Genomic DNA, 16,973 nt, shown 5'->3' on the forward strand with positions numbered 1-16,973 from the left:
CGACCACCTTTTTCCTGCGGAGGGTGTGCTCGCTTCGTCGCCGGCGCGCAGCGCCGGCTTCCAGCGAGACCTTCGGTCCCGCTTGACTTGGAAAAACGTGGGCGAAGAACACCCGAGCGCTCCCTTCGGTCGCGCTCGGTGGGTGCGCTGGACCCGACCGCACCCGCAACCGCACCCGCCACCGCAACCGCAACCGCACCCGCCACCGCAACCGCAACCGCACCGTGACCGCACTGCGACCGCACCGTGACCACACCGCGACCGCACCGCGACCGCACGGCACCCCGCCCTCCCCTGCTCGCGGCGCGCGCAGTCCCGCACGCGCCGGCGACCGAGCGCGACCGACCCGGGTTTACGTCTCACGTAAACCCCTCGCTGCAGTCGACCGAACCCGTTCCAGCGACCGCCCAGTCCACGACCGGCGGATCAGCGGGCGCACGCTGGACGCCCGACGCGGACTGGACCGTGCTCCTCAATCTGAACGAGCACCTGCAGCGGACGACGACCACGGAACTGCGCGAAGCCGCAGCCGACGAGGGCTACGAACTCGGCGTCGACTTCGCGGCGTACCGACCCTGACGCCACGAACCGCGTTTCGAGTCTCGAAGACGCCCCCGCCCAGCAGGTCCTCGACCGCGTACCCGGGGAGTCGTCGCCCGGGCCGCGCTACCAGAGCGTCGACTCACCCGAGGCGTTCGTCGAGGATGAGGCGGGTCTTCGTCGCGTCGACCTCCTCGAGCTCGCGCGCCTGCGTGATGAGTTCGTTCACGCCCTGCGTGTCCGCGGCGTCGACGACGAGCACGATGTCCTCCTCGCCGGACACCATCCAGACGAAGTCGACCTCGTCCCAGTCGGCCATGCGGTCCGCGACCTCGCCCGTGGCGACGTCGACGGCGACGCCGACCTCTATCATCGCCTTCACGTTCCCCGTGCGCGTGGACACGGTGAACCGTTCGATGACGTCGTCCTCGGTCATGCGTTCGACGCGATTCCGGACCGTTCCCTCGCTCGTGCCGACCTCCTCGGCGATCTCGGTGTACGGCGTGCGAGCGTCTCGCCGGAGGATGTTGAGGATGCGGCGGTCGAGTTCGTCCATGATGATTCGGACGTACACCACCCCCAACCTAAACGATTGCGAAATTCGTAACGATGCTACGAAAGCAACGCTTATGGGGCCGGGGTCGGTACGTATCTCGTAACGATGGACGCCTACGTAGCCATCGAGGGCGGACACGTGATCGAAGCACGTGGTCGCGCTCCAGGAACGACGAACGGCGAACTGGTCTTCACAACAGCGTACACGGGATACGAGGAGAGCCTCACCGACCCGTCCTACGAGGAACAGATCCTCACCTTCGCGTACCCCCTCATCGGTAACTACGGCGTACGCGAGGAGCGCTTCGAGTCCGACCGCGTCCACCCGAACGCCGCGGTCGCCCGCGAGCTCACCGACGACGTCGCCGAGTGGCTCACCGAGGAGGGCGTGCCCGCGGTCGACCAGATCGACACGCGCGACCTCGTCACGGACGTCCGCGAGGACGGCGCCATGGCGTGCGGTATCGCCGTCGGCGACGACGTGACGCCCGAGGACGCGCTCGCGGAACTCGAGGACTGCACGGCGATGAGCGACCACACCGACATCGGCGCGCAGGTCTCCGTCGACGAGGTCGAGGTCACCGAGGGCGACGCCGACGGCGAGACCGTCGCGCTCATCGACTGCGGCGCGAAGCAGGCGATCGTCGATTCGCTGAACGAGCGCGGCGCGACCGTCCACCGCATGCCCTACGATACGACGCCCGCGGAGGTCGAGGCCGTCGACCCCGACGTCCTCTTCGTCTCGAACGGCCCCGGTGACCCCGCGAACTTCGACGCCGCGGTCGACGTCGTGGACGCGTTCGTCGGCGACGTCCCCGTCGCCGGCATCTGTCTCGGCCAGCAGATCGTCGCTCGCGCGCTCGGCGGCACCACGGAGAAGATGGCGTTCGGGCACCGCGGCGTCAACCAGCCCGTGCAGGACGTCGACTCCGGGAAGGTCGTCATGACCACGCAGAATCACGGGTACACGGTCGCGGACGCACCCGAGGCGCTCGAGGTCTCCCAGATCAACGTCAACGACGGGACCCCCGAGGGTCTCGACAGCGACGACCTCGACGTCATCACGCGCCAGTACCACCCCGAAGCCAACCCCGGCCCGAACGACTCCCTGAGCTTCTTCGACGACGTGCTCGGGATGGCCGAGGCGAAGCGAACGGTCCTCGCGGACTGAACCAGGACGTAGGCGTCCAGCTCCTTCGAGCACTCCGACCGCGAGCGGCCGCCACGCTCGCTCTCGGTGCGAACGGTGATGGCCGCGAAGTACGGCCGGTCAGAGCGCGGTCTCCAGTCGGCGAGTAAAATTCCACGCGGGTACTGTTTTACTTACCGAGATTCTCTCGTGGAACTATGCGTCGGCGAAGATTCCTGCAGACGAGTACCGGAGCCGTCGCGGCCGGCACGCTCCTCGGAGCAGCCGGAAGCGCCGCCGCGACCGACAAACCCGCGATGGAGTACGTGAGCGCGCACTACTCGAACTACACGAGCGCGAGTCGCGACGCGAGCGACCTGCGATGGATCGTCGTCCACACCATCGAGGGTTCCGCGAGTTCGGGCATCAACTGGTTCCAGAACCCCGACGCGAACGTCTCCAGTCACTTCGTCGTCGACGACGACGGCACCATCACGCAGATGGTCGACCTCGAGGACGTCGCGTGGACGCAGGGCAACGGCCCGTACAACGACACCGGCATCAGCATCGAGATGAGTGGGTACGCGAACTCGACGGACTTCACGGAGGCGAAGTACCAGGCCGTCGCGGACCTCTGCGCGTGGCTCTGCGACGCCTACGACATCCCGGTCCGGCATCCGGCGTTCGACATCGCGCCCTGTAGCGCGTACGACGGCGACGGCGGCCTCATCGGGCACGACCAGGTGCCGTCGCCGTACGACTGCTCGGCGGTCACCGGCGGGAAGGTCGACCCCGGGTCGACGTGGGACTGGGAGTACCTCCTCGCGAAGATGGACGGCGCCACGGGCGGCGGGTTCCCGGCCGGGGAGGTCGTGAAGACGACGAGTACCGTGAACGCTCGGTCCGCACCAGAGATAGCGGACAACGTCGTCCACACGAACCCCGAGGGCGTCCGCGGCGTCGTCAAGAACGGCCCCACGAAAGCGGCGGGCTACACGTGGTACGAGGTCGCCTACGAGAACGGCGTCGTCGGGTGGGCCGTCGCAAAGTACCACACCGACCAGGCTGGCGTGACGTTCCTCCACGACCAGCGCGTCGCGACGACCGCGGACCTCGTCGTTCACGACGACCACGCGCTCGACGCGCCCGACGTCTGGACCGCCCCCGAGGGGTCGGCGGGGTACGTGCGTGCCGGCCCGCAGACGGCGGACGGCTACACGTGGTGGCGGGTCGCGTTCAACTCCGGGCAGACCGGGTGGTGCGCGGGCGAGTACCTCGACGCAGCGCCCGTCGACGGGCACGGCGTCGGTCACGGCGACGACGGCGCCGACGGCGGCGATGGCGACGACGGCGCCGACGGCGGCGATGGCGACGACGGCGCCGACGGCGGCGAGGGCGACGACGGTGGTTCGGACCCGACGTTCGCCGAGGGCGACACGGTGCACGCGACGACGAGCCTGAACACGCGAAAGCAGCCCGGCACCGGCGAGGAGCTCGTCGAAACCGTCTCGAGCGGTGCGACCGCGGAGGTCGTGAACGGCCCGGTCGACGCGGACGGCTACACGTGGTGGGGACTGCACTGGCAGGCCGCGAACGTGTGGGGGTGGAGCGTCGAGCAGTACCTCGACGCCGGCGGTGGCGGCAACGAGCCGAGTACGGACTTCGACGTCGAGACGGACCTGACGGTGCCCGTCGACGTCACCGGCCAGGAGATAGACGACGCCATCGCCGCGGAACGCCCGGACAGCCCGCTCGTCGGGCTCGGCGACGCGTTCGTCGCGGCGCAGGAGGAGTACGGCGTGAACGCGGTGTATCAGGCCGCCCACGCCATCCACGAGTCAGCGTGGGGGACGAGCACGATAGCGCAGGACAAGCGGAACGTCTACGGGTGGGGTGCGGTCGACTCGTCGCCGTACGAGGGCGCGAAGCCCTTCGAATCGTTCGAGGCGTGCGTCGACTACGTGATGGGCGAGGTCGCGGACCGCTACCTCGAACCCGGGAACTGGCGGTACAACGGACCGACGCTCGACGGCATGAACGTCTACTACGCGACCGACGACCGGTGGGACGTCAAGATCGCCGGGCACTATCGGACGCTCGCCGAGAACATCTGAGCCGAGGAGAGCACGTCCGAGGGACGCTCTCCGACTGTCTCAAGAGGGAATGGAGTACCCGGAGCGGCGCGCGACGAGTCCCGTCTCGGGGCCGCTCCACGCGAAGTCGACGGCGTCGGTCGCGGTCGTCGCGTCGGTGCTCGCGACCTCGAACGTCCGATTCCGGGCTTCGGGCGTGGTGAGGGTGGCGGTCATCAGCCACGCGAGGTCCCCGCGGCCGATGCGGCCGGAGACGTCGTCGCCGCCTTCGCCCGTGACGACGTCGTGGCTGCGTGCGCCGTCGGTCGTCGCACCGGTTCTGAGTATCGTGTAGGGCACGCCGCGTTCGCGGAGGTGTCGTTCCGTCTCGTCGAGTTCGCGGAGGATGCGGTGGTTGTAGAGGCGGCGTGGGAGTACCATCCCCGAGGTGGAGTCGCCGACGCCGATGGTGGAGTGCAGGACGACGTACGGCCGGCTGTCCTCGTCGATGGCGTCGAGGAGGTTCCGGAGGCCGCGGCCGCCGTCGAGCGGGCCGACGACGCGCCCGAGGCCGCCGTCGGTGGTGGTACAGCAGAAGGCGTCGACGTCGGCGACGGCGTCCGCGAGCGCGTGGTGGTTCGCGAAGTCGGCGTGCACGACCTCGTCGGCGCCGGCGGTGCGCGCGCGACGTTCGGCGTCGGCGTCCGTGACGAGTGCGCGGAGGACGTACTCGGTCTCGCCGAGGTACGTCAGGAGGGCGATGCCGACCGGCGTTGCGGCGTCTGCAACCAGGACGCGATACGATTCGTGTGGCACGTTCACACACTACGTTCTGGGGGAGGTAAAACGTTCCGTGCGACCACTTCGGTGCCGGTTCCGAGCGACTTACTTACCCCGTCCGACGGCGGGAACGGGTCGCCTCATCGGGGCGACCGGTGGCGTCGTCGCGGCGACCGGTAGCGTCGTCGCGGCGACCGGCGACGCCGGTGCCGGCGGGCGGATGCAGGAAGCAGACGTCCGCGACGACGAGCGTGCACGCGACCGCGCCGACGCCGACGAGCGGTTCCAGCGGCACCCCCGAGACGACGGCGGCGAGCGCCGGTAGCGCGAGGAACACCGGGATAACGCCCAGCGCGACGTCGTATCGAGACACCGCCGCGGTCGTCAGTGTAGTCCACGATACCTTCGTTCGCTGGTCGGTATCCGTGCGTTCCATGGCTCTATCCGGTCACGACGTACGGACGATTCCGTACTAAGTATTTCGCCGGAAACCACGTGCGAACCGCCGAACAACCGCCAGCGAACCGCCATCGAACCCCCTCGAAAGCCACGTAGACTATTCGAGAATAATATCAGGACGTGACGGATCGCGGAGAGCAGGTTGCGGTTCACTCGCGCGTAGCGCGCGCGACGGCCGCGGCGACGCCCGCGGACCGACGAACCCGGTCGCCCCGTCAATCCGCGTTCGCCTGCGTGGCGCCCGCTCGATAGTACCGGTTGTACCTCGAGAGCTTCCGGTAGAGGACGTACCCGACGGCGCCCTCGAACGCGAACACGAACAGGACGAACCCGATGCCACCGTCGACGAGCGGGAACGCGCCGAAGTCGACGAGCGTCACGATCGAGTTGTACGTCGCGTGGATGGCCGCGGCGATGAGGAGGCCCTTGACGACGATGGGGCCCCAGTGGTCGTCGCTGAACTTCGCGAGCCCGAGGTAGTACCCCGCGATGGCGGAGTAGAGGACGTGCCCGGGGCCGACGAACGACCGCGAGGTCGCGACCTCGAACGCGCCCTGGAGGCTCTGGGCGGCCTGGAACCCGCCGGCGTCGATGACCGCGCGCGAGATGTAGAGGGCGTTCTCGATGGTCGCGAACCCGAGGCCGGCGACCGCGCCGTAGACCGCGCCGTCGATGACCGCGTCGAACGCCGAACTCCGGTACGCGTACAGGCGCACCGCGAGCCACTTCACGGTCTCCTCGACGGGGCCGACGACGAGGAAGAAGAAGACCACGAGCGCGAGGACGCTCGGGACGTACGCGGTGACGACGGACTTGAGCGCGGAGTTCGCGAGCGCCGCGAAGCTCGCGAGGAGAACGGAGAGCAGGAAGGTCGCAGCGAGCGGCCAGACGGGTTCGCGCATCGTCGGGTTCTGGTACCAGATGACGCCGACGATGACGAGCGCCGGGAGGATGGACGCAAGCGTGAGAACGCCCAGCGTCGGGCGGACGGTGATACCGACCACGACGAGGCCCAGCTGGGCGGTGAACGCGAGCACGGCGAGCGCGACGACCGCCCAGCGCGCGCTCGCGACGATACCCGAGTACACCGCGACCGACAGCCGGTCGAGCGCGGTGCGTGGTTCCCACGTCGATACCTCGTAGCCGCCGTCGGTGACGGGTTCGCCTGCCCCCTCCCCCGGGTCGTCGTCGCTATCGGGTGGCCCCATTGTGTACGAACGGTGAACACGGCGCGCTCGGAGTAGATGCGGCCAAAATACGTAGTTCGGTGTCGCCGGTCCCGGGCGCGCTCAGCGGACGGTGAACGAGCCCTCCAGGCCGAGGGTCTGGTGGGGGGCACAGAAGCACTCGTACTCGCCGGGCGCGTCGAACGTGTGCGCGTGCAGGTAGCCCTCGCCGTAGGTGTCCGACGCGTCGCCGGGGGTGCCCGTCCAGTCCGAGTCCTCGGGTTTCTCGCGGACGCGGACGTTGTGCCCGGAGTCCTTCCACTGCCAGTGGACGGTGTCGCCGGCGTCGATGGTGAACGTCTCCGGCGAGAACCGGAACCCGTCGGGCGCCACCTCGACTATCTGGTCCGGTTCCTTCTCCTCGGGCGGGACCTCGGTCGCGGTCGCCGTCGCGGTCTCGGTGTCCTCGGTCGTCGACTCGCCGGGCGCGGTGGTATCCTCGGCAGTCGTCTGGTCGTCGCGCGTCGTCGCGTCCGCGCGCGTCGCGTCCGCGTCGCCGTCGGCGGTCGACTCGCTGCCGCGCGTCGTCGCGGTCGCAGGCGCTGGATCGTCGTCAGCGGTCGTCGCTGCGCCAGCGCCCGGCCGAGAGGGCCCCCACGGGTTCGAGAGACAGCCCGCGGTCGCGAGCGCCGACAGGGACGCGCCGGCGGCGGCGAGCACGCGCCGGCGACCGCGGTCGCGGGCGTCGTCGCGACCGTCGGCGCGGGGTTCGGGGTCGGTCATGCGCCGCCCTCCTCGGCGTCGTCGCCGGCGCGCTCGCGGTCGAGTTCCCGGAACTCGTAGGTGCTCGCGGCGTCGTCGGCCGGGTCCGCGTCGCGGTCGCCGACGCGAGCGTCCACGAGCAGCGGGACGGCGTGGACGACGCCCGTCGCGGCGAACGCCCAGTCCGCGACCGTGGACGGGAACAGTATCGCGGCGAGGACGACGAGGCCGGCGGCGAGCGCGCCGACGAGGTACGCGCCCCGGGCGCGGTGGGCCGCGACGATACCGGTGAGCGCGAACCCGACGCCGATGACGATCGGCCACGGCGTCCACAGGAGCGTCCGGCCGAGCGACGGCCCGAACGCGCCGAGGACGACCGCGACGTCCACGAGGAGCGCGAGCGACACGAGGCCGCCCCACGCCCACAGCAGCGGGCTGTACCGGACGACGCGCTGGCCGGCGGCGAGCGCGAGCGCGACCATCCCGACGCTCGCGACGAGCCAGTACGCGACGACGACGACCGCCGCCTCGAACCCGAGGACCTCGAGTGCGAGCCCCGGCGAGGACGCCAGGAACTGCGTGCCGCCCCAGCCGACCGCGGCCAGGACCGCGCCGACGACGAGGAACGCGTCCAGCCCGAGGCCGTCGCGCATCGACTCGTCGGTCTGGCTCGCGGCGGTGTCCATCATCGCCCACCACCTCCGTTCGCCGCCGCCGTCCCCGGGCCGTCGGTGCCGTAGTCGTACTCGCCGGCGTACTCCGCGTCGGTCACCGCGACCACGGACGCCGGGTCGACGAGCGCGTCGGCATCGACGCCCGCGTCACCGCCGCCAGCGTCGCCGTCGACCGCGCCGTCACCGTCGCCATCGTCGGCACCCTCACCACCGACACCGACCTCCTCGACGTGCTGCCCCCAGTAGCCGCCGCCCTTCTCGACGACGACGTCGCCCTGGACGTGCGTCTGGCAGGAGAGTCGGAGCCCGCTCTCGGTCTCGTGGGGCGGGAGCGACAGCCGGCGCTGCTCGCGGTCGCCCATCTCGTCGACCTCGCCGTCGCAGGACACCGCGCACGTCCCGCAGAGGCCGTTCCCGCCGCAGTTCGCGACCTGCGTCACGTCGTTGTGCGGCGAGTGCCCGTCCGCGGCCAGCAGGACCGCGCGCAGCTGGTCGCCGACCTCGCACGTCACCGACCGGTCGCCGAACGTCACCGTCGGCGTCCGCCGGAACGACGGACTCTCGCCGTCGTAGGTCATGTCCACCGCCTCCGTCAGCCAGCAGCCGTCGTACTTCCCGCCCGCCTGCTCCGCGAGCACGAACTCGTAGGTGCGGTCGCCGTCGGGGTGGCGCGCCAGCACCGCCTGCACGTACCGGTCGCCGTCGCGCTCGCCCGGGCCGCGCTCGACCGTTCGCGCCCCCACGAGCCGGTCGTAGATCGCCCCGAGGAACGTCGCCGCGAACCCGTCCAGGTCGCCGTGGGCCTCGCGGAACCCGGGTGCCGCGAAGTCGAACAGCGTCCGCACGCAGCCCGGGACGTCGCCGGCCGCGCGCGCCGCCGCCGCGTCCACGTCGCTCGCCTCGATCGCGTCCAGTTGCACACGAAGCGCCTCGCCCGGGTCGAGCCCAGGGGACGGCCCGACCACACCAGGGCCGTCGGCAGCCGTCGCGGCCGACGCCTCCTCGGCGTCCGCGACGGCACCGAACACGAACTCGCCGTCGCCCCGTTCGTCGTCGCGCTCCGTCTCCGCGGACGCGTCCTCGTCCGTCATCGCGAGCCCTCCACTGCCGGCTCCGGGACCTCCGACGCCCGCACCGTGAACTGTTCGAGCGCGCGCTCGAGCTCGCTCGCGCCGTCCGCGAGCCAGTCCACGCGCTGCTCGATGCGCTCGATGACCGCCTGCTGTTCGCGCGCCGTCGCCGCCACGTCGCTGGCCTCCGTCGCCGTCTCCGCGCCGATCTCGCGGACCGACGCGACGTTCTCCCGGACCGCCGCCGCGCGCTCGGTCCCCGCGTCCGTCGCCTCGTCGATGCGGTTCGCGTCCTCGGCGGTCTCCACGACCACGCGCTCGACGTCCTCGAACGCCCCGAGCGCGTCCTCGATGGTGTCCGCGCCCCGGTCGAGCGCGTCCTGCGTGCGCTCTATCTCCGCGAGCGCCGCGTCCGTGTCAGCGGCGACGTCGCCGAGGCCGTCCTCGATGGCCGCCGCCGCGGCCTCCGTGTCGTTCGAGAGCTGCTGTATCTGCTCGCCGAGATGGGTCATGCTGCCGTCGTCGCTCGTCTTCTTCGCCTCCAGCGCGGTGTTCATCGCGAGGTGCTCGGTCTGGTTCGTCAGGTCCCGGACCTCGTCCGCGAGGTCCGCGACCGCCTCGACCGTCCCGGCGAGCGACTCGATCTCAGCGACCGACGCCGCCATCCGGTCCTCTATCTCGTCGAGTTCCGCGAGCGCGTCCGTCGCCGCGTCCGCGCCCTCGCCGGTCGTCGCCGCCGCGCGCTCGGACTGCTCCGCGACCGCACCCGCCGACCGCGCCACCGTCCGCACGCGCTCCAGGAGGTCCGCCATCGCGTCCGCCGTCTCCTCCAGCTCCGCGTGCTGGGCCTCCACGCCGTCGCTGATGGACGCCGTCGCTTCGGTCACGCGCCGCGTTCCCGCTTTCGCCGCGCCCGCGTTCTCGTCGGCCTCCCGCGCCGCGTCCGCGACCGACCGCGAGAACTCGCGGACCTCCGCAACCATCGTCTCCATCTGGTCCATCATCTCGTTGAACCCGATCGCGAGCGCGTCGAACTGCGGGACGCCCGTCTCCTCGTCCATCCGGCCCGTCAGGTCACCGCGTCGGACCGACGACAGCGTCCGCGTCTGCGCGGTCGCCGTCGTCGCCAGCTCGCGGTTCAACGACTCGACGGTCGCGACCTGCTCGCCGAGCTGGTCGCGTAACTCCGCGACGCTCCAGGCGAGCTGGCCGACCTCGTCGCGTCGCGTCGGCTCGAACGCCGCCTCGTACCGCCCGGTCTCCACGACCTTGCGCGTCTCCCGGTCGAGGTCGCGCAGCCCCGCGACGACGGAGCGCTCGACGAACGCGAACGCCACCACGATACCGACCGATAACGTCGCGAACGCGAGGATGCCGCCGCGGTAGATCGCCTGTGCTTGCGCGTAGTTCGCGTCGAGCGCGACCGTCGCCCGCCACACCGCCACCGTGACGACGACGAACGCCACCGCGATCGCGGCGACCGCCGCCGCGACGAACTTCCCCGTCACCGACGCCCGCGGGTCGACCCCCCTGCGAGCGCGTCGGACGAGCGCGCCTACCCCTGCTCGAAGGACCCCTCTAGCCATGGCCGTACCTGCGACCAGACCCTAAAGTGAATTTTCCCTAATCAGTCCCAAATTCGCACCAAAAACACGGCAAACGACGCTAATACGAGCTGCAAGCGGCTGCAAGAATCAGGAGGTGGCCGCCAGCAGCGCGTCACGCGCTCGCCCGCACACCCGAACGGAGCGCGAGACCGCGCCCGGCGTGGTCGTCGAAGCGTCGACGTCACGACGCCATCGAGGCGGTCGTGGACGCCAGCGGACGACGGTCTGCGTCCTCAGCCCCAGTTCTCGGTGCGGCGCGGCCGGTCGCCCACCGGGAGGACCTCGAGGTCGCCGTCGCACGCCGCGAGCCCGTCGAGGTACGCCTCGGCCGCTGCCTCGGTCGAGAGGTACGCGACGTCCTCCTCGACGGCGGTCTTCAGCGCCTCGGGGTCGTCGCTCACGAGGAAGTCGACCGCGCCGTCGATGATCGCCTGCGAGACGTCGTCGAACTCGACGACAGTGAAGTACTCACCGAAGCGCTCGGGGAGGTCACCGGTGTCGCCGTCGAGGCTCACGACGGCCTTCCCGCCCGTGTTCACGGCGTTCCCGGCGGCGTCCTGCGCCTTCCAGTACGCCATCCCGAACGAGCTCGCCGTCCCCATGACCTCGCCCGTGGACTTCATCTCCGGCCCCAGGCGCGGGTCCGAGTTCGGCAAGCGGTCGAACGGCAGCACGACCTCCTTGACCGAGAAGTGCTCGGGAACCTGCTCTTCGATACCGAGGTCCGCGAGCGTCTCCCCCGCCATGACCTTCGCCGCGACCTTCGCGATGGGGACGCCCGTCGCCTTCGACACGTACGGGACCGTCCGCGAGGAGCGCGGGTTCGCCTCCAGCACGTACACCTCGCCGTCTTTGACGGCGAGCTGGACGTTCATGAGGCCGACCGTGTCCAGCGCGCTCGCGATGTCCTCGACGACGCCGCGGACGCGCTGGGTGGTGTCGTCGTCGAGCGACCGCGGCGGGATGACGCAGGCCGAGTCACCGGAGTGCACGCCAGCGGTCTCGATGTGTTCCATGATACCGCCGATGAGGACGTCCTCGCCGTCGCTGACCGCGTCCACGTCCAGTTCGACCGCGCCCGCGAGGAACTCGTCGACGAGGATGGGCTTGTCCGGACTCACGCGGACCGCCTCCTCGACGTACTCCTTCAGTTCCTCGTCGTCGTGCACGACCTCCATCGCGCGCCCCCCGAGCACGTAGCTCGGGCGAACGAGCACCGGGTACCCGATGTCGTTCGCGAGCGCGAGCGCCTCGTCCTCGCTCGTCGCACTCCCGCCCTCGGGCTGGGCGATACCGAGCTCGTCCATCAGGACGTTGAAGCGGTCGCGGTCCTCCGCGAGGTCCATCGCCTCCACGCTCGTCCCCAGGACCTCCGCGTCCAGCCCGCGACGCGCGAGCTCGGCCTCGAGCGGCTCGCCGACGTTCACCGACGTCTGCCCGCCGAACTGCACCATCACGCCGTCCGCGTCCGTCGCCTCGACGACGTCCGCGATCTCCTCCGCGGTGATGGGCTCGAAGAACAACCCGTCGCTCGTGTCGTAGTCCGTCGACACCGTCTCCGGGTTGTTGTTCACGACGTGCGCGTCGATACCGAGTTCCTCCAGCGCCTGGACCGCGTGCACCGAACAGTAGTCGAACTCGACGCCCTGCCCGATGCGGATGGGGCCGCCGCCGACGACGACGACGCTCTCCATCTCCGGGTCGACCTGGAGCTCGTTCCGGTACCGGCTCTGGACGTGCGAGGGCTGGCGCGCCGAGTAGTAGTACGGCGTCGACGCCGCGAACTCGCCAGCGCACGTATCCACCTGCTTGAACGAGCGCTCGGGCGTCGCCGCCTCGACCTCCTCGACGGTCGCCGCCGTTCCACCGTCTCCGGTCGGAGCCTCCGCGACGCGGCCGCCGTCGCCCGCGAGCTCCGCGACCTCCGCGTTCGTGAACCCGATCTCGCCCGCGCGCTCGAAGTCGCCGTCCTGCGCGGCCTTCGCCGCGTGCGCGACGTTCGCGAACCGCTCCACGTACCACTCGTGGATGTCCGTCAGCTCGATGACCTCCTCGACGCTATACCCGCGGTCGAACGCCTCGAACATCGCGTACGGCCGGTCCGGACTCGGCCGCACCAGGAACTCGCGCTCCAGCTCCTCGTCCGCGAGGTCCGCCCAGTCGACGTCCGGGTCGTACTCCGACGAACGCAGGGCCTTCAGGAGGCTCTCCTCGAACGTCCGCCCGATCGCCATCGCCTCCCCCGTGGACTTCATCGCCGTCGACAGCTCGAAGTCCGTCTCCGGGAACTTGTCCTGGGGCCAGCGCGGGACCTTCGTCACGACGTAGTCGATCGCGGGCTCGAACGCCGCGGTCGTCTCGCCCGTGATCTCGTTCGTGATCTCGTGCAGGCGCTTCCCGAGCGCGACCTTCGCGGTGACGCGAGCGATCGGGTACCCGGTCGCCTTCGACGCGAGCGCCGACGAACGGGAGACGCGCGGGTTCACCTCGACGACGCGGTACTCGCCACCCGGGGTGCCGTCGTCGCGCCACGCGTGCTGGATGTTACACCCGCCCTCGATGCCGAGTTCGCGGATGACCTTCAACGCCGAGTCGCGCATCTGCTGGTGGCCCTCGTCCGGAATCACTTGCGAGGGCGTGACGACCGTACTCTCGCCCGTGTGGATGCCCATCGGGTCGATGTTCTCCATGTTACAGATGATGATACAGGAGTCGTCGCCGTCGCGCATCACCTCGTACTCGAGTTCGACCCAGCCGTCGATGCTCTCCGTGATCATCACCTCGTTGTTCCGCGACAGGCGCAGCCCCTTGCGGACGCGTTCCTTGAGTTCGTCCATCTCCTCGACGACGCCCGAACCGGCGCCGCCGAGCGTGTACGTCGTCCGCATGATGACGGGGAGCCCACCGACGGCGTCGACGGCGTCCTCGATCTCGTCGACGCTGTTGATGGTGACGGACTTCGGGACGGGCTCGCCGATGGACTCCATGCGTTCGCGGAAGAGGTCGCGGTCCTCGGTCGCGTAGATGGTGTCCAGCGGCGTGCCCATTATCTCGACGTCGTGCTCGTCGAGGACGCCCTCCTCGGCGAGTTCCGCGGTGACGTTCAGGCCGGTCTGGCCGCCGAGGCCGGCGATGACGCCGTCGGGCTTCTCCTGCGCGATGACCTCCGCGATGGCGTCGGTCGTGATGGGCTCGATGTAGACCTTGTCCGCCATCTCGGGGTCGGTCATGATGGTCGCGGGGTTCGAGTTCACGAGGACGACTCGCGCACCTTCCTCCTGGAGCGCGCGGCACGCCTGCGCGCCGGAGTAGTCGAACTCCGCGGCCTGCCCGATCTGGATGGGGCCGGAGCCGATGAGGAGGATTGTGCGTCCGTCCGCGCCGTCGTCCGCTGGTGTCCCGCCGGTCATGATTGCTTACCGGTGTCCAGTCCGTACATCGTAATAAGACCCACGATAGATTACGAGGGGCGAAACTCGGTTTCGAGATTCGAAATCTTGCCGGGGTTCAGGGCGGACTGGCACGGTAGAGAGACACACGCCCCCGGAAGAACTACCCGCTCGCCGGGACCACGCACGGACATGCCTCGTGCACGCGCCGAGCCACCCGCGACCCCACCCCCCGTCGACGACGACCAGGTCGTGCTCGTCCTCCCGACGTCCAGCCAGGTCCCCGGGTTCGTCGTCGACCGCGCCGCCGACCGGCTCCGCGACCGCTTCGGCGTCAGCGTCGACCGCTCCCCGCTCCTCGACGCCGACGGCGACCCCGCCCCCGCGGCCATCGCGGACGCGCTCGAGGCCGCGTTCCGCGACCCCGACGTCGGCGCCGTCGTCGCCGCGACCGGCGGCGACCGCCAGGTCCGCGTCCTTCCCCATCTCGACCGCGACGTCCTCGCCGCCAACCCGACGCGGTTCTTCGGCATCAGCGACAACACCAACCTCCACTGCGCGCTCGGCGCCGCGGGCGTCCAATCGTACTACGGCGGCCAATGCCTCCCCGGCCTCGCCCTCGACGCCTCGCTCTCCCCCTACACCGCGACGTACCTCGAACGCGCGCTGTTCGAGGACGCGCTCGGCGAGGTCGAACCCGCCGACAGCTACACCGACGACCGCTACGACTTCGCCACCGGGGACCCCCGCGAGTGGCTCGACGCCCCCGGCTGGACCTGGGATAGCTTCGACGCCCCAGTCGCGGGACGCCTCTGGGGCGGCTGCCTCGAGGTCCTCGAGTGGGTCGCCGCCGCCGACCCCGCGGGCGCGCTCGTCCCCGGCGCACCGCCCGCGCACGGCGACGGCCGCGTCCTCCTCGTCGAGACCAGCGAGGAACTCCCGTCACCGACCCACGTCCGACGCGTCCTCCAGAACCTCGGCGTCCGCGGCACCCTCGACGCCCTCGACGCCGTCGTCGTCGGCCGCCCGAAGACCCGACACCGCGACAGCCCACCCCACAGCGAACGCGACGCCTACCGCGACCGCCAGCGCGACGCCGTCCGCGAGACCGTCCGCGCGTTCGCGGACGTCCCCATCCTCTTCGACTTCGACGTCGGCCACACCGACCCGCACGTCCCCGTGCCACTCGGCGCGCGCGTCGAACTCGACCCCGAAAACGAGACCGTCACCTTCCACTGACCGCAACCGCGTCGCAATCGCGCCGCGACCGCACCGCGTCCGCGCCGCAGTCGGTCACTCGTCGACGAACCGATACCGGTACGGCGGGCTCTCGCCGACCACCTCGACCGCGCCCGACTCGGCGCGCCGCCCGAGCACCGTCGCGACGCGATGCGTGCTATCGACGTCGACGTCGTGCTCGTCGAGCACCGCGACGATCTCGCTCGCCGACAACGGCTCCTCGATACCTGCACTCGCCAGTACGTCACGGATCCGCTCGAACTCGCCGTGGTCCACGGGAGTCACAGGTTAACCTCACGCGCGCGAAGAGCATAAAACGACGCCCAGGGTGCGACAGAAACACACGCAAGCAACCAGCGGAACGACCCACCGTCGCCGCAGTCGCCGTCGCCGCCGACGCAGTCGCAGTCGCAGTCGCAGTCGCAGTCGCAGTCGCAGTCGACCTACAGCGCGGTGTCGTGCTCGTCCGCGAAGTCCCGCTGCGAGCGGTACGCGTCGACGAACTCGGCGACGTCGAACTCGAGCATCTGCCGTTCGAACTCCTGGACGGCGTTCTGGTCCTCGGCGTGGCTGACCGCGTGCTCCATGAGCTCGACGACGAGTTCGACGACGATCTCGTGGAGGCGCCGCGAGTCGAAGTCGGTCACCCACACCATCGAGTACCCGACGCTCCCGTCGTCGCTCACGTCCTTCACGGCGACGTCCTCGGGGAACTCCTCGAGGACGACGCCCATGAGGTGGATGGTGTCGAACTCGTCGAAGTCGTCCTCCGGCTCGATGGTCTCCTGGAGGACCGCGACGAGCGATTCGGGGAAGAACCGCGACGGCGGATGGACGTCCTGGACGACCGCGTGCGTCCCACCGCAGTCACACGAGATGTCGCGGACGCCCATGTCCAGGTCCTTCACGTCGACGCGCTCGCCACAGGACAGCTCCAGTGCGCTACTCGGCGCGTCGTCACCCGGAACCCGCGGCTCAGGCATACGAGCGCGTTCGGAACGAGCGCGTAAAAGGGCCGCGACTCCCGGTCGCCGCAGTCCCGCGACGACCGGTCGTGACGCCTCGATGCGGGATCCGAGTCAGGGCCAGTCGTCGCGAACCGGCTCCTCGTCGGCGGCGTCCTCGCTCGCGGTGTCGGTCGCGAGCGTCCAGTCGGCGGCGTCGGCCGCGTCCTCGACGGCGAGGTACTCCCAGTCGACGCGGTCCGCGAGGTCCGCGTCGCCCTCGTCGGTACCGACGAAGACGTGCCGGTCGGTGTCGAACTGCTCGTGGACGCTCTCCAGGCTCTCCTCGCGCCCACGCGGCCCGCTGAAGAAGTCCTGGCGGACGCGGTTCTTCCGCGTGAAGTTCGTGACGACGTACGTCGGTTCGTCGGAGACGACGCCGACGTACTTCGCCCAGCGTCGCGCGTCGTCGAAGACGGCCTCGGGGTCCGCGAGCGCCTGGAGCGCGGAGAGCTCGAACGCCAGCGTCATCGTGCCACTATCGGGCCCGTTCATGCACGAAGATGGCCGGTCGCGGCGAAAGAACG

Annotated in this window: 15 protein-coding genes; 3 read left to right on the top strand and 12 right to left on the bottom strand. The window is 70.3% G+C overall.

The genetic code is table 11. The annotated features are described in order from the left end of the window. Positions 1 to 682: 682 nt before the first annotated feature. Positions 683 to 1,096: an Lrp/AsnC family transcriptional regulator gene (locus ACZ48X_RS09595; RefSeq protein WP_227133482.1), complete on the bottom strand. Its 414-nt coding sequence runs from the start codon at positions 1,094 to 1,096 to the stop codon at positions 683 to 685. A 105-nt stretch (positions 1,097 to 1,201) separates the two neighbouring features. Between ACZ48X_RS09595 and carA the strand changes: the two genes are divergently transcribed. Together carA and ACZ48X_RS09605 are read left to right on the top strand one after the other, a co-directional pair. Then, positions 1,202 to 2,266: a glutamine-hydrolyzing carbamoyl-phosphate synthase small subunit gene (gene carA / locus ACZ48X_RS09600; protein ID WP_336350820.1), complete on the top strand. Its 1,065-nt coding sequence runs from the start codon at positions 1,202 to 1,204 to the stop codon at positions 2,264 to 2,266. A gap of 176 nt (positions 2,267 to 2,442) precedes the next feature. Continuing rightward, on the top strand, positions 2,443 to 4,338 hold the full coding sequence (locus ACZ48X_RS09605) for an N-acetylmuramoyl-L-alanine amidase (protein ID WP_336350821.1): 1,896 nt from the start codon (positions 2,443 to 2,445) through the stop codon (positions 4,336 to 4,338). Positions 4,339 to 4,377: 39 nt separating this feature from the next. On the opposite strand, the gene ACZ48X_RS09610 is transcribed toward ACZ48X_RS09605, so the two are convergent. The 8 genes from ACZ48X_RS09610 to carB all read right to left on the bottom strand — a co-directional run bounded on the left by ACZ48X_RS09610 (position 4,378) and on the right by carB (position 14,224). Beyond that, on the bottom strand, positions 4,378 to 5,112 hold the full coding sequence (locus ACZ48X_RS09610; RefSeq protein WP_336350822.1) for an NAD(P)-binding oxidoreductase: 735 nt from the start codon (positions 5,110 to 5,112) through the stop codon (positions 4,378 to 4,380). A gap of 73 nt (positions 5,113 to 5,185) precedes the next feature. Further along, entirely contained in the window at positions 5,186 to 5,512 is a 327-nt protein-coding gene (locus ACZ48X_RS09615; RefSeq protein ID WP_336350823.1) for a DUF8015 family protein, read from the bottom strand. Positions 5,513 to 5,750: 238 nt separating this feature from the next. Beyond that, positions 5,751 to 6,743 (bottom strand): PrsW family intramembrane metalloprotease, encoded by a 993-nt coding sequence (locus tag ACZ48X_RS09620; protein ID WP_336350824.1) that lies wholly within the window; start codon positions 6,741 to 6,743, stop codon positions 5,751 to 5,753. A gap of 81 nt (positions 6,744 to 6,824) precedes the next feature. Beyond that, positions 6,825 to 7,484 (bottom strand): plastocyanin/azurin family copper-binding protein, encoded by a 660-nt coding sequence (locus ACZ48X_RS09625; RefSeq protein ID WP_336350825.1) that lies wholly within the window; start codon positions 7,482 to 7,484, stop codon positions 6,825 to 6,827. Beyond that, entirely contained in the window at positions 7,481 to 8,152 is a 672-nt protein-coding gene (locus ACZ48X_RS09630) for a hypothetical protein (protein ID WP_336350826.1), read from the bottom strand. Before ACZ48X_RS09630 ends, ACZ48X_RS09625 begins: the two co-directional genes overlap by 4 nt. Then, positions 8,149 to 9,228 (bottom strand): 2Fe-2S iron-sulfur cluster-binding protein, encoded by a 1,080-nt coding sequence (locus ACZ48X_RS09635; RefSeq protein ID WP_336350827.1) that lies wholly within the window; start codon positions 9,226 to 9,228, stop codon positions 8,149 to 8,151. The genes ACZ48X_RS09630 and ACZ48X_RS09635 overlap by 4 nt, the downstream gene beginning before the upstream one ends. After that, a complete protein-coding gene (locus ACZ48X_RS09640; protein ID WP_336350828.1) occupies positions 9,225 to 10,793 on the bottom strand; it encodes a methyl-accepting chemotaxis protein in 1,569 nt (522 codons plus the stop codon). The genes ACZ48X_RS09635 and ACZ48X_RS09640 overlap by 4 nt, the downstream gene beginning before the upstream one ends. A gap of 254 nt (positions 10,794 to 11,047) precedes the next feature. After that, positions 11,048 to 14,224 (bottom strand): carbamoyl-phosphate synthase large subunit, encoded by a 3,177-nt coding sequence (gene carB, locus ACZ48X_RS09645; RefSeq protein WP_336350829.1) that lies wholly within the window; start codon positions 14,222 to 14,224, stop codon positions 11,048 to 11,050. 171 nt (positions 14,225 to 14,395) lie between these two features. Between carB and ACZ48X_RS09650 the strand changes: the two genes are divergently transcribed. Beyond that, positions 14,396 to 15,442 carry an LD-carboxypeptidase gene (locus ACZ48X_RS09650; protein ID WP_336350830.1) on the top strand — a complete coding sequence of 349 codons (1,047 nt, stop codon included), beginning with the start codon at positions 14,396 to 14,398 and terminating at the stop codon, positions 15,440 to 15,442. Positions 15,443 to 15,496: 54 nt separating this feature from the next. On the opposite strand, the gene ACZ48X_RS09655 is transcribed toward ACZ48X_RS09650, so the two are convergent. The 3 genes from ACZ48X_RS09655 to ACZ48X_RS09665 form a co-directional block, all read right to left on the bottom strand. After that, positions 15,497 to 15,718 carry a hypothetical protein gene (locus tag ACZ48X_RS09655; RefSeq protein ID WP_336351114.1) on the bottom strand — a complete coding sequence of 74 codons (222 nt, stop codon included), beginning with the start codon at positions 15,716 to 15,718 and terminating at the stop codon, positions 15,497 to 15,499. 167 nt (positions 15,719 to 15,885) lie between these two features. Continuing rightward, positions 15,886 to 16,425, bottom strand: coding sequence for a DUF5815 family protein (locus ACZ48X_RS09660; RefSeq protein ID WP_336350831.1), 540 nt, complete (start codon positions 16,423 to 16,425; stop codon positions 15,886 to 15,888). Positions 16,426 to 16,521: 96 nt separating this feature from the next. Beyond that, positions 16,522 to 16,941 (bottom strand): DUF7124 domain-containing protein, encoded by a 420-nt coding sequence (locus tag ACZ48X_RS09665; RefSeq protein ID WP_336350832.1) that lies wholly within the window; start codon positions 16,939 to 16,941, stop codon positions 16,522 to 16,524. Positions 16,942 to 16,973: the final 32 nt, after the last annotated feature.

The sequence above is a fragment of the Halorubellus litoreus genome, from assembly GCF_055378595.1.